The following is a 13,306-nucleotide window of genomic DNA, read 5'->3' on the forward strand; positions in this document are numbered from 1 at the left end:
TAGGCTTTGGTTATTTGAAGCTATCACTTTTCGCGCAGAGCCAGCTTTGCATTAATAAAGCGATGTTTTATTATGAGGTCGTATAGTTGAAGCAAGTGGGGTTGATACTTTTTGACTGAGAAGTGTTGAAACTTCAGTTAAAACAGCGCTCCTTGAATAGTCGCTATAATGCGCCTTGCACCGCCAGCATCGCGGTGCTCACCTAAATAAATACCCTGCCAAGTCCCTAATGCTAAGTATCCATTTGAAATAGGAATACTTAACTCACAACCAAGTGTACTTGTTTTTATGTGGGCAGGCATATCGTCATCGCCTTCATAGTCATGGCGGTAATAAGGTTGTCGCTCAGGTACAAATTTATTGAAGTGACTTTCCATATCCATACGCACAGTCGGATCGGCGTTTTCATTTATAGTCAGGCTTGCCGATGTGTGTTGGATAAATAAATGCAATAAGCCTACTTTATAGTGGGCAATTTCGGGGAGATTATTTAAAACGTCGTTATCAATTAAATGAAAACCTCGAGGACGAGGTTTCAATGTAATTGTTTTTTGCTGCCAGCTCATAGCTTGTCGAAACTAACTTCTATATTTGCAGTGCCAGCGTCGCTGCTAAATGGCATTATGATTTTTTTGCCTTGGCTCTTATGCGTTATTGTGTGGCCTGCACCCGATACAACAATAGGTGTTGCCATATCGAAATCAAATCCTTTTTCACCTAATAAATTTTTAGCACCACCGGTAACCATGTTGGTGATTTCACCTACCATGTCGGTTACTTCTTCGTTGATAGAGTCAGGGCGCTCGCCTAGCATGCGTTCCATAATTGTCAGTGCCAAGCTTTCATCAAATGTAATTGAAAACGAGCCACGAGTCTGCGGGCCAACCATGCCAATTAAACCAGATACATCCCCACACGCGACCTCGTCAGTTTTAATGCGTGGTTTACCAGGTTTTAATTGTGTTTGTGCCATTGTGCTTAACACATTGATTAATGATGATAAGAAAGGGTTGATAAACTCTACATTCATACTGAATACTCTTAAATTTGTGCTATTAAATGGCTACAACTTACTAGTATAGCCATTAAGAATTATTTTGTTTTTATAAAGCTCTACAAGATTCACATTTACCATGTGCTTCTATTGTTTGCCCTGTTACTACAAAGCCACTTTCAGCCGCTAAGTTATTTAGCTCATGAGAAATAACGGTAGAGTGCAGTTCTTTAACAAACCCGCAGTTATCGCAAATAAGTAATTGTACCGGATGAATATGATCAAAATGATGACACAACATAAATGCGTTAGTGCTTTCAATTTTATGGATAAACCCTAGTTCGGCTAAAAAATCCAACGCGCGGTAAATAGTGGCTGGTTTAGCACCCGATTCGGTTACTTTTAATTGTTCCAGTAGGTCATAGGCGCCTACACCACCTTGTGCACTGGCTAATAAGCGAAATACTTTTTCACGGATAGGCGTGAAACGAGCGCCACGGTTGTCACATACTTGCTTAGCTTTACTAACTAGTGATTCTATATTCATCATTCTCTTATCCTTACGCTACCGTGATATACTAACATACTGTGTTGTAGTTGCAGTGTTTTTATTAGGCGCTTTTTAGTCAGGAAAACTCGAAATGAACGAATTATTAGCCATTTTTATCTTCTTTTTTGCGGTAATAGACCCAATAGGCACTGTACCTGTATTTATAGCTGTGACCCGAGGGGAGGATGATAAATTTAAGCGCAAGGTCATCTTCAAGGCCGTTGGGGTATCGGCTATTGTGCTGCTATTTTTTGTTGTCGCTGGTGAGCTTTTATTAAATGCGATTGAAATTCCACTGTCGGCTTTTCAGATAGCGGGCGGCATAGTACTGCTGCTTTTTGCACTGTCGATGATATTTGGTGAGAGCAAACCCGAAACTGAAATAAAAAGCGTACGAGACAGCACTGAAACAGCCATCTTTCCTTTAGCTATTCCTTCAATTGCAAGCCCTGGTGCGATGTTGGGTGCCGTGCTTATGACGCGAAATGAAGAGTTTACTTGGATTGAGCAACTTATGACGTCGTCAATGATGCTTGCCGTATTAGCCCTAGTACTCATATTACTTTTACTTGCAACGCATGTGCATAAAGTAATTGGCGATAGTGGCGCTAGTATTATAAGTAGAATAATGGGACTTATTTTAAGCTCTGTGGCTGTTACTAATATTTTAAATGGTATAGCGCATTACTTTGGCTTGCAGGTATATAGCTAATATTGCCGCTAGTCGGGGTTTTGTGTAAAATGCGCCTCCCTTAATTGCTTTGCTTTTATACCCACTTGGGTTTTACATTTGGATGAATATATTTTGGATAAACCAACTTTAAACAGACGCTTTTCTGTCGCGCCAATGCTTGATTGGACTGACCGTCATTGCCGTACTTTTCATCGCAAAATGACAAAGCACACCGTGTTGTATACAGAAATGATTACCACAGGTGCTATTTTATTTGGTCGGGGTGATTATTTACACTTTAATCAGCACGAGGGACCCGTTGCATTGCAATTAGGTGGCTCTGATCCTCAAGCATTGGCAAAATGTGCAAAGCTTGCCGGTGAGCGTGGTTATGATGAAATTAATCTAAATGTAGGCTGCCCATCAGATCGCGTTCAAAATGGTCGCTTTGGTGCGTGTTTAATGGCCGAGCCTGAATTGGTTGCACAGTGTGTTGCGGCGATGAAAAGTGAAGTTGCAATTCCTGTTACTGTTAAAACGCGTATTGGTATAGACGAGCAAGACTCGTATGAGTTTTTATGTGCCTTAATTGAAGCAAGCCATAAAGTAGGGTGTGATGACTTTATTATCCATGCGCGTAAAGCATGGCTAAATGGCTTAAGCCCTAAAGAAAACCGTGAAGTTCCACCTCTTGATTACCCCCGAGTTTATCAACTTAAAAAAGATTATCCGCAACTCGATTTAAGTATTAATGGCGGCGTTAAAACGATTGAACAAAGCCTTGAGCATCTTCAATACATTGACGGTGTTATGGTTGGGCGCGAAGCCTATAGTAATCCGTTTATGCTTAATGAGGTTGATGAAAAAATTTATGGTGATGAAGTTAATACGCAAACCCGCCATGATGTGGTTCGCTCTATGTATGATTACATTGAAGAAGAAATGCGATTAGGCGCTAATTTTTGGCATGTCGCACGTCATATGTTGGGTATTTTTCAGGGGCAACCTGGTGCGCGTGGCTTTAGACGTCATCTTTCAGAAAACGGCCATGGTAAGCAGGCTGATTTATCGGTAATGGATAAAGCACTTAGCTTTGTACCCGAATAATTGTTTTTCAAACGTTACATTTAAAGCCACTTATACAGTGGCTTTTTTGATCCTAAAAATTAGTCAAAAACATAATTTATTGGCCAATTATACTTAATGCTGTTCAGCGGATGGTCATTTTAATCTTATCTTTTTTTGTTTTAACTCTATGATAATACATATCTTTTATTAATTTAAAATGACTTGGCATAACTCTTGGAATCTACTTGTTGTAATCAATTAAAAATCAACAGGAGAATACCGTGGGAATAGTTAATCGCGTAAACGATGTTATTCAATCAAATATTGTAGCACTGCTTGATAAAGCAGAAGATCCAAAAAAACTTGTTAACTTAATGCTTAACGATATGCAGGATGCATTAAACGAGTGTAGAAGCACAGCCGCCGCGCTTTTATGTGAAGAAAAAGCAATAAACCGCCACCTTGAGACTAAAAAAGCAGAGCTTTTAGCATGGCAATCTAAAGCTGAATTAGCAATTGAAAAAGGGCGTGATGACCTTGCTAAGGCAGCACTTATGTCTAAACAAGCTGTAAGCGAGAGCATTGAAAAAAAGCAAGCTCAACTTGAGACTTTACAAGAGTCTGTATTAAAAATTAGATCTGACTGTGAGCGCCTACAGCAAAAAATAGCAGAAGCAAAGACAAAGCAAGCTCAACTAGCGCAGCGTCACGATGTAGTTGTTGCTCGGTCGCATATAAATACGCACTTAAATAGCGATAAAGTAGCTCATGCGCTCTCTCGTTTTGATCAAATAGAGCAACGTGTTGAGAGTATTGAAGCGCAAGTTGAGGCGTATGAGTTAACTGACACAGCTAATTCGACAGCCACTCAAATTGAGTCACTTGTTAAAAACGAAAAAATTGACACCGAGCTGGCTAGTTTAAAAGCACGCTTAAATGTTAGTTCTAAACAAAGCGCGTAGGAGGAATTATGAGTCGATTTAATCATCAGCGTGGCTGGTTTAAAGACACGTTAAACAAAAAAATATCTGGCGTATGTAGTGGCTTAGCATACCGATTAGATTTTCCGGTATGGGCAACACGTTTGGTTACTATTTTACTGTTTTTAAGTTTTCCGTTTGCAGTTGCGCTTGGTTATTTTATTGCGCATTGCTGTTTAGAAGAAAAGCATATCAAGGAGTTTTAAAATGAAAGCTATCGCTGTTTGTATACTCATTTATTTGGTGTTTTTTACTAATTCATTCTCATTTTTAAACTTTGACACGTGGCAGTTTCCATTGTGGATTGCAGATATGAGCTGGGTTGGTGTTGAATTAGTGAGTGTACTTATAGCCATCGTAGCCGTTGCCGCAATTGCTGCATTAGTGACTTTAGGTTTAATAGGTGCAGCCGCAGTGGCTGTTATTGGTACTGTTTTGGCTTTGCTATTTGGCTCAGTGATGATTGCATGGCCATTATTGTTTATTGCCGTATTATGCTGGTTAGTGGCTGATAACAAAAAAGTGGTTTCTTAATCCTTAATTTAACTCACTATTCCCCGTTAACTATGTTAAATTTAACGTGTGATATTACGTTTTTACAAGGATTAAATGATGGCAAAATTGTGTTTATCTTTTGTGTCTGCATTGGCTTTTAGTTTTTTTTCGTCATCTTTGGCTGCGCATTCTGGCCATAACCATTCAGCCGATACTGCACAACTTGAAGTAAGTAACGCGCAAGTAAGAGAGTTCTTACCTGGCGGTAAAGCCAGTGCCGCCTACTTAACTATTTCCAATCATAGCGGTACGAATGCAACATTAACAAAGGCCAGCATTGACGGGTTAGGGCGCGTTGAAATACATGAGCACGCACATGTTGATGGCATGATGAAAATGCAAAAGGTTGAATCGGTGAGTGTAAAAGCACATAGCAGTGTCGATTTTCAGCCCGGTGGTTATCATTTAATGGTGTTTGAGCCGCAAGAACCTTTAAAAGCAGGGCAAGAACGCAAACTAACGCTATATTTTAGTGATGGTAATCGCTTGTTTACAAATATTGAGGTGGTTACGCTAGAGTCGCAAATAAATAAAGCTAAGTCATCAGCACAACATTCTCATCATTAGGAGTTTACATGTCGCAACACAAAGGAAAAATAGCAGGCATTTTAGTTTTACTGCTTATTATATTTTACGCCATTGCCGTTTACTGGAGTACTGAGCCTTCACGTTTTGATGTGGTTGAAAATGCAAAAGAGCAAGCGCAACTTCGAAATGAAACGATGGTGACGGGCTATATCACTACATCTACACTTATTACCGTTGCAAATACGTTACTTGATAAGCCAGGTGGGTATTTATCAAATGATGTTATTCCACCTAGTATTATTATGGACGATATGCCTGCTTGGGAGTATGGCGCACTTGAAATGGTCCGTGATTTATCACTTTCTATGAGAAAAGATTTTAGCCGTTCTCAATCTCAATCAACTGAACATGAAGCGCTCAAAAAAGCACAACCGCAATTTAATATAAGCTCTGAAGCTTGGGCGTGGCCAAGTGCAGAAGGTGAGTACCAAAAAGGGATTGATTACTTAATTGTTTATCGTACGCAAATGGCTCATCAGCATGAACGCGACAGCCAGTTTTATGCACGGGCCGATAACTTACGCAGCTGGTTAAAAGAGGCAGAAAAGCGGTTAGGCAGCTTAAGTCAGCGTTTAAGTGCAAGTGTTGGCCAAGATAAGGTTAATACTGACCTAGCTGGTAACTCTTCAAATAAGCAAGCAACGCTTGCGCCATTGCAGCAGCAAGTAAGAACGCCATGGCTTGATATTGACGATGTATTTTATGAGTCTCGTGGCGCAACGTGGGCGTTACTGCACTTTTTACAGGCCGTTGAGTACGACTTTAATGATGTACTTGAAAAGAAAAACGCACGTGTAAGCTTACAGCAAATCATTCGTGAACTTGAGGCCACTCAAGAAACCGTATGGAGCCCACTAATTTTGAATGGCAATGGCTTTGGCTATGTTGCTAATCATTCTCTTGTTATGGCAAATTATATTTCTAGAGCCAACGCGGCTTTAATTGAACTTAGCGAACTATTAGCGCAAGGATAAAAAATGAAAAAGTATTGTTTAGCAGCAGCCTTATCTATGGCTTGTTTAGCTCCAGCAGCGCAAGCTGACACTCTATTAGGTTTATATGTGGGTGTTGATGGTTGGCAATCAGAAAATGAAGGTCAGCTTTCTTATAAAGATAATGCACCTCAGGATTTTAACTTTGAAGACGAAACATACATTAGTTACTATGCTGCACTTGAGCATCCGGTGCCTTTAGTACCTAATCTAAAGCTTAAGTATACTGAACTTGAATTAAACGGCTCGACAGTACTAAATGATACATTTAGCTTTAATGGTTCAGACTATGTAGTGGGTACAACCGTTAATTCTGTAAGCGATTTAACGCATGTTGATTATATCTTGTATTATGAAATATTTGATAATGATCTGATTTCTATTGATTTAGGTCTAAATGCGAAGCAGTTTGACGGTGACATTGTTGTTAACGGAACAACGCAAGATGGTGGCGCAAACTTCACTGAAACGGTTGAATTTTCTGGTTTTGTACCACTTGCATACGCGCGTGCAGAAGCAGGCTTACCATTTACAGGTTTGAGTGTGTTTTTTGAAGGTAGCCTTTTGGCAATTGACGATAGTAAAGTGCAAGATTACCAAGTGGGTGTTGCATGGGAACTTGTTGATAACTTAGCTGTAGATATTGCTGTTAAAGCAGGTTACCGTTCAATGGTATTAGAGCTAGATGATGTTGATGATATTACTACAGATATTGACGCATCAGGTCCGTTTGCAGGTATTCAGGTTCACTTTTAATTAGTATCTTCTAATTAAACAAAGCGTGGCGTTCTATTTTGTAGTGTGCCACGCTAAATCAAACTCTCCTTCTAATGCCGTGTTTACTAGTTGCTTATATATTTTGTTTACAGGAAATCGTATAAGTTTAGACAGCTCATCGCCAGTTTGGGTGAACTTGTAATAACTTAAAACCAAATCACTATTTTTTGCTTTGAGTGTCACTTTTTGAGATAAAAAAGAGAGTGTGAGTTCTTGCCCCGCTTTAAGTACAGCTGATTCTATTTCTTTTCTATAAAGTAAATTCAAATCCATTAAAGTTAAAATATCAGGAAAGCTTATTCCTGTTTTTCCTAAATTTAATGACACTTTATTTCCCTTGCGAAGCAGATCAAATAAAGACGGTTTCTTATAAAAGCCAAGTAAAATAAAGTGGCTGTCGTCTTTTTCATTGTAGCCAGAAAGCGATACACACTTTTGCAAAGAATCGGCTTCGCGCTGAGTCATATGTTTTAAAGTTTGTAAGCTTTTGATTGAAAATGTACCAGGGTTTAATGTTTCACCGGTTAAAATTTTTGCCCACAAGGCTTGCATAGAGCTATTTGAGGTGTCCTCACATAAAGCAATAAAGTGTTCCACCCAGTCCGCGTCTGGCTGTTTATTGCTTGCTACGTCCGGGCAAAACTCCATTGCCGTGGTTAAAATAGCCTCTATGTTTTGTTGTCGCTTTATAGCCAGTAAATCGTGTCTTTGTTTGGCGCGAGTTAGTAAAGGGTGTTCACTATTAATATGATATAGCGGTTTTACTTGCCCTCTTGTATTGTAACTTTGCTCTGTTATTGGCGATGTGTCGCTGCTGGCCACCTTAGTGACAGGATAGCCAAGTAACGATTCTATTATATTGGCTAAATTAATCCGTGCTTGTGCTGTTTTTACTGTCATGGCTATTTGCTACGCTTTGTATATCGCTTAATTGTGCTACGGTTTTTAAATTATTTAACCCAAGCTCTAGAGTGTTATTCAAAATATACTCATATACGAGCGCCATATAGCCTGATATGAGTAGAGTCGTTGATTGTCCTTCAATATAACAGGTCACGGTATTGGTGTTTGCTTGCTGTGAAAAGGTGAGTATACCTTCAATAATATGTTCATTATTTAATAGTATATTAAATGTCATTTTATCTTCACTGAGAGATGTAATGGTCATTTCGCCATGCCCCCATTGCCCTACCCACGATTGATGTGCGCCTACGCCAGCTCCTGGTTCATTAACAATAAATTCAATGGAAGGGTCTACTTGCTGCCAAGGTGACCATGTGTGCCATTGATTAAAGTCAGCAACAAGTGTTTTTATTGTGCTGATATTAGCATTGATTTCTACGTTTTTACTCACACGGTAGTTTTGTGGAAGCAGTAATCCGACTACGACTGTTATAAGTAGTAAAACTAATACGTATTTGAACAGTGTTTTTAAAAATTTAATAACCATACCTTTGGTAGTTTTTTAACTATATATGTAACAACTTTTTGTTAATCGACTATAGTATGAATTAGATCATAAGCCAAAAACTAAATTTATAGCTTTTTAAACATTACGTTAGAGTATTTATAGCATTAAGCAGTATCTGAAAAGGGTAAATATGTCGTCTGAACAAAATGATTTTCTATTTTTAGACCAACAGCAAGACGACGAAATAGTTGTTGAGCCATCTCGTTATTGGGATATTTTAATTGTAGACGACGACGAAGAAATTCATACGGTTACAAAACTCGCATTATCTGGATTAGAATATGGCGGCGCTAGGCTTAGGTTCCATCATGCATACTCTGGCGCTGAGGCCAAAAATATACTTACTCAGCCTAATGATATATCTGTTATTTTTTTAGACGTTATTATGGAAACTGACGATGCCGGCTTTCAGGTGGTTAAACATGTCAGAAACACTCTAAATAACAAACGCGTTCGCATTATTTTACGTACGGGCCAAGCCGCTAACATCCCCGAAGAAAAAGTTATTCGTGAGTACGACATAAACGATTACAAAACTAAAACAGAGCTGACACGTTCAAAACTTGTTACAACACTTATTGCTGCTATTCGTTCTTATGAACAAATTTGCCTACTTGAGTACCAAGCCCAAGCAATGAATACTATTTTATCTGCATCTAAATACATTTTGGGGCAAACAGATATAAAAGTATTGTGCAACAAAGCAATTGAATTTATGGGAGTCATTTTAGGTTGTAAATCTAACGGATTAATTTGCACCAAGCTTGATGGTGAAAATTTTATTCAGGTCCTGGGTGGATGTGAAAAGTACGAAGAGTTTTTTGGTGAAAAGTTAGTTAATGTTAACCAAACTGCATTGTCTCAGGTTGAAACCTGTTTTGAACAGCTTACTCATCAATATACTGATAATAGCATCACCTTTATTTTAAAAAGTAAGCATCGCAAGGCCGCTTTATATATTGAGTGTGGTGGAGCGCCTACAGATATCCAATTGCAGTTTGCCGAAATATTTTTAACTAATATTAGTATTGCGCTTGATAATATTCGGTTGTTTGTAAAATTAAGAGATGCAGCCTACAAAGACTTACTCACTGGTATTTCAAATAGAACAGACTTTATTGAACGCATAGATGATTTTCAAAACGTACATGAAAATAAATATGTATTTGTTTTATTAGATGTAATTAACTTCTCAGATATAAACGATGGCTTAGGGCAAGATGTAGGCAATAAGCTACTTATTGCTATTGTTGAGCGCCTACGAACAATTGCACCAACGGCGCAGTTGCTCTCGCGAGTAGGGGCGGATGTATTTGGTTTTTTAATATTAAAAAATGAATTTAACATTGCTGATTTTAACGAAAAACTAAGTCCATCCTTTAGTGCTGCGGAACATGTGTTGCCAATTGATTTTAGAATTGGCTTATGCCAACAGCAAGACTTTCAAGGCTCAGGTATTGAAACATTAAAAGTGGCTTATATTGCTTTAAATCATGCTAAAAAAATAAAGCACAAAGAAGGTGTTTATTACAGTATTGATATGCAAGAAAAAATGGAGTGGCGATTAGGCTTAATTAGGCAGCTGCGCCATGATTTTGCCAGAGGGAAGCTCGAAGTGTGGTACCAACCGCAGTTAGCGTTTGATGATTTATCTTTAATTGGTTGTGAGGCACTATTACGTTGGCCATTAGAAAATGGTACGTATATTTCACCTGCGGTATTTATACCATTAGCTGAAGATGCTGGGCTTATTGTAGATATAGGGCAGTGGGTGTTGGAGCAAGCTTGCCAGCAGCAAAAAAGATTAGAAAATGACGGAACCGAAATTTGTATTGCTGTTAACGTATCGGTTCCACAATTTAAAGTAAAAGGGTATGCGCAAACAGTTAAAAAGACGCTACAAAAATATGGTGTTAAGCCAAAGAATATTGAGCTTGAAGTCACCGAAAGCGTGGTGATGGATGAGTTAGACACGGTTATAAATACTTTAAGAGAGTTGAAGGCGCTTGGTATTGAAGTGGCTATTGATGACTTTGGTACCGGGTTTTCGTCATTAAGTTATATACAAAGCCTTCCTATCGATAGACTAAAGATTGATAGGTCGTTTATTAAAGATCTTAATAATGGTGATACCGGTGCCGTTGCAGGGCTAGTAATATCGTTAGGTGCAAAGTTAGGTTTAAAAACAATAGCAGAGGGTGTTGAAACGCAGGAACAGGCTAAGTTTTTAAAAGACTTAGGATGTGATGAAGTGCAAGGGTTTATGTACGCAAAGCCAATGCCTGAAAACAAGTTATTGGAGTTCATTAGTAAACAAAATACATAGATAATTATAGGCTTAGCGTTAAAGGTATTTCATCCCCTGTAATGTTGTATATATAAACAAGGCTATGGTGTATAATTTGCGCCTTTTGTTATTCGACGGTCACATTTATGAGCACACTCAAAGCTAAGCGCGCCTTATTCTCTTACCCAAAGTATTGGGCTGAGTGTTATGGCACCGCACCATTTTTACCCACATCACGCGAAGAAATGGATGCACTTGGCTGGGATAGCTGCGACATAATAATTATTAGTGGCGATGCATATGTTGATCACCCAAGTTTTGGTATGGCCGTAATTGGGCGTGTACTTGAAGCGCAAGGGTTTAGGGTGGGTATAATTGCTCAGCCTAAATGGGATACAAAAGATGCATTTATGGAGCTTGGCAGACCAAACCTATTTTTTGGTGTAACGGCCGGCAACATGGATTCGATGATTAACCGCTACACAGCTGAAAAGCGTATGCGCCATGACGATGCGTATACTCCTGACAACGTAGGGGGCAAGCGACCAGACCGTGCTGTGATGATTTATTCTCAAAAATGTCGTGAAGCATATAAAGGTATTCCTATCGTTATTGGTGGTATTGAAGCAAGCCTTCGTAGGATTGCTCATTATGACTATTGGCAAGAAAAAGTGCGCCGTAGCATTTTGTTTGATTCAAAAGCCGATATATTAATTTACGGAAATGCTGAGCGCCCATTAGTTGAAGTTGCCCACCGAATTGCCGGTGGCGAAACGATGGATACAATTCAAGATATCCGTGGTACCGCTGTTATCCGCAAAGAGCCATTACCTGGCTGGCGTGGCAGTGACTCAACTGCAATTGATAAAATTGGTAAAATAGACCCCATTCCAAATCCTTACGGAGCCGATGATGTTGGCTGCAGTAAATCTGAATTTAAACAAGCCGGTATTGATTTAAAGGCTGAAGCTGCAAAGCCCATTACTGTGCAACCAGCGCGTCCTAAGCCATGGGAAAAAACGTATGTTAAACTCCCAGCCTACGAGCAAGTAAGTGTTAACAAACCTTTATATGCCCATGCTTCAAGGATATTACACCAAGAAACTAACCCAGGTTGTGCAAGAGCGTTGTTTCAACGTCATGGAGATCGCTCTATTTGGGTAAACCCACCGGCTTACCCGTTAGAAACACATGAAATGGATGCAGTATTTGGGTTACCTTACCAACGAATTCCTCATCCAAGCTATGGCGACGCTAAAATTCCCGCTTACGACATGATCAAAACGTCGGTTAATATTATGCGTGGCTGTTTTGGTGGATGTTCATTCTGTTCGATTACAGAGCACGAAGGTCGTATTATTCAAAGTCGCTCGCAAGAATCAATTATTGAAGAAATTGAACAGATCCGAGATAAAGTGCCTGGTTTTACAGGCGTTATTTCCGACTTAGGTGGGCCAACGGCCAATATGTACAAACTACGTTGTACAAGTAAAAAAGCAGAAAGCACTTGCCGACGCTTATCATGTGTATACCCTGACATTTGTAAGCACATGGATACTGATCACACACCTACTATCGATTTATACAAAAAAGCGCGTGATGTAAAAGGGATTAAAAAAGTATTAATCGCTTCGGGTGTTCGCTATGACCTTGCTGTACGCGATCCTCGGTACGTAAAAGAATTGGTGACGCATCATGTAGGTGGTTACCTAAAAATAGCACCAGAGCACACTGAAGACGGCCCATTATCCAAAATGATGAAACCTGGCATGGGCGCTTACGACCAATTTAAAGAGTTATTTGATAAGTACTCAAAAGAAGCAGGTAAAAAGCAGTATTTAATTCCGTACTTTATTTCTGCCCACCCGGGAACCAAAGACGAAGATATGGTTAATATGGCTTTATGGCTTAAATCAAATGACTTTAAGTTAGATCAAGTGCAAAATTTTTATCCATCACCTATGGCCAATGCAACCACTATTTATCATACAGAGATGAACTCTTTACGTAATATTAAAAATAATAGTGAGGTAGTGCCTGTGCCAAAAGGAGCTCGCCAGCGTAGATTACACAAAGCTATTTTGCGCTACCACGATGCATCAGGTTGGCCAATGATACGTGAAGCACTTCGTAAAATGGGTAAGGCTAATTTAATTGGCAAAGGGCCAAATTGTTTAGTGCCAGAAGAAGGCCGCGATGAAAAAGCGGGTAAAGCCGTTAATAAAGGCCGCAAAGGTGGTCGCCCAGCGCTTACACGTCATACGGGATTTAGCCAATTTAAAAAGGCTAATACAAAACCTAAAGTGGGTGGAAATAGACAAAAAGCCAGGTAGTTTCTACTGGGTAACTAAAAACGCGCAGCCATACATCA

General features: G+C 39.3%; 15 protein-coding genes. 10 read left to right on the forward strand and 5 right to left on the reverse strand.

Annotated features, from left to right (window positions below):
• Window positions 1–137: 137 nt before the first annotated feature.
• The 3 genes from AC27I2_RS01010 to AC27I2_RS01020 all read right to left on the reverse strand — a co-directional run bounded on the left by AC27I2_RS01010 (window position 138) and on the right by AC27I2_RS01020 (window position 1,541).
• Window positions 138–566, reverse strand: coding sequence for a secondary thiamine-phosphate synthase enzyme YjbQ (locus AC27I2_RS01010; protein WP_487203283.1), 429 nt, complete (start codon window positions 564–566; stop codon window positions 138–140).
• Window positions 563–1,030, reverse strand: a complete 468-nt coding sequence (locus tag AC27I2_RS01015; protein WP_058550683.1) for a chemotaxis protein CheX — start codon at window positions 1,028–1,030, stop codon at window positions 563–565. The genes AC27I2_RS01010 and AC27I2_RS01015 overlap by 4 nt, the downstream gene beginning before the upstream one ends.
• A 73-nt stretch (window positions 1,031–1,103) precedes the next feature.
• On the reverse strand, window positions 1,104–1,541 hold the full coding sequence (locus tag AC27I2_RS01020) for a transcriptional repressor (protein WP_058403334.1): 438 nt from the start codon (window positions 1,539–1,541) through the stop codon (window positions 1,104–1,106).
• Window positions 1,542–1,635: 94 nt separating this feature from the next.
• Here AC27I2_RS01020 and AC27I2_RS01025 point away from each other — a divergent pair, with 94 nt between their 5' ends.
• From AC27I2_RS01025 to AC27I2_RS01060, 8 genes are all read left to right on the forward strand, one after another.
• Window positions 1,636–2,256, forward strand: coding sequence for a MarC family protein (locus tag AC27I2_RS01025; RefSeq protein ID WP_058403265.1), 621 nt, complete (start codon window positions 1,636–1,638; stop codon window positions 2,254–2,256).
• A gap of 93 nt (window positions 2,257–2,349) precedes the next feature.
• Window positions 2,350–3,324: a tRNA dihydrouridine(20/20a) synthase DusA gene (gene dusA, locus AC27I2_RS01030; protein ID WP_487203284.1), complete on the forward strand. Its 975-nt coding sequence runs from the start codon at window positions 2,350–2,352 to the stop codon at window positions 3,322–3,324.
• 242 nt (window positions 3,325–3,566) lie between these two features.
• Window positions 3,567–4,247, forward strand: a complete 681-nt coding sequence (locus AC27I2_RS01035; protein ID WP_487203285.1) for a PspA/IM30 family protein — start codon at window positions 3,567–3,569, stop codon at window positions 4,245–4,247.
• 8 nt (window positions 4,248–4,255) lie between these two features.
• Window positions 4,256–4,471, forward strand: coding sequence for a PspC domain-containing protein (locus AC27I2_RS01040; RefSeq protein WP_058403263.1), 216 nt, complete (start codon window positions 4,256–4,258; stop codon window positions 4,469–4,471).
• A gap of 1 nt (window position 4,472) precedes the next feature.
• Window positions 4,473–4,799 (forward strand): hypothetical protein, encoded by a 327-nt coding sequence (locus AC27I2_RS01045; RefSeq protein ID WP_008130274.1) that lies wholly within the window; start codon window positions 4,473–4,475, stop codon window positions 4,797–4,799.
• Between the two features lie 78 nt (window positions 4,800–4,877).
• Entirely contained in the window at window positions 4,878–5,387 is a 510-nt protein-coding gene (locus tag AC27I2_RS01050) for a copper chaperone PCu(A)C (RefSeq protein WP_487203592.1), read from the forward strand.
• A gap of 8 nt (window positions 5,388–5,395) precedes the next feature.
• Window positions 5,396–6,382, forward strand: a complete 987-nt coding sequence (locus AC27I2_RS01055; RefSeq protein ID WP_058403261.1) for a DUF2333 family protein — start codon at window positions 5,396–5,398, stop codon at window positions 6,380–6,382.
• A gap of 3 nt (window positions 6,383–6,385) precedes the next feature.
• Entirely contained in the window at window positions 6,386–7,156 is a 771-nt protein-coding gene (locus AC27I2_RS01060; protein ID WP_487203286.1) for a TIGR04219 family outer membrane beta-barrel protein, read from the forward strand.
• Window positions 7,157–7,189: 33 nt separating this feature from the next.
• On the opposite strand, the gene AC27I2_RS01065 is transcribed toward AC27I2_RS01060, so the two are convergent.
• Together AC27I2_RS01065 and AC27I2_RS01070 are read right to left on the reverse strand one after the other, a co-directional pair.
• Window positions 7,190–8,077, reverse strand: coding sequence for a TIGR03899 family protein (locus tag AC27I2_RS01065; protein ID WP_058403259.1), 888 nt, complete (start codon window positions 8,075–8,077; stop codon window positions 7,190–7,192).
• A complete protein-coding gene (locus AC27I2_RS01070; RefSeq protein WP_487203287.1) occupies window positions 8,046–8,627 on the reverse strand; it encodes an SRPBCC family protein in 582 nt (193 codons plus the stop codon). The genes AC27I2_RS01065 and AC27I2_RS01070 overlap by 32 nt, the downstream gene beginning before the upstream one ends.
• Before the next feature lie 151 nt (window positions 8,628–8,778).
• Here AC27I2_RS01070 and AC27I2_RS01075 point away from each other — a divergent pair, with 151 nt between their 5' ends.
• Both AC27I2_RS01075 and AC27I2_RS01080 read left to right on the forward strand, forming a co-directional pair.
• Window positions 8,779–10,974: a bifunctional diguanylate cyclase/phosphodiesterase gene (locus AC27I2_RS01075; RefSeq protein WP_487203288.1), complete on the forward strand. Its 2,196-nt coding sequence runs from the start codon at window positions 8,779–8,781 to the stop codon at window positions 10,972–10,974.
• A 107-nt stretch (window positions 10,975–11,081) separates the two neighbouring features.
• A complete protein-coding gene (locus tag AC27I2_RS01080) occupies window positions 11,082–13,268 on the forward strand; it encodes a YgiQ family radical SAM protein (protein ID WP_487203289.1) in 2,187 nt (728 codons plus the stop codon).
• The last annotated feature ends 38 nt before the right edge of the window (window positions 13,269–13,306 follow it).

It is taken from the genome of Pseudoalteromonas sp. NH0006-46, from assembly GCF_057547735.1.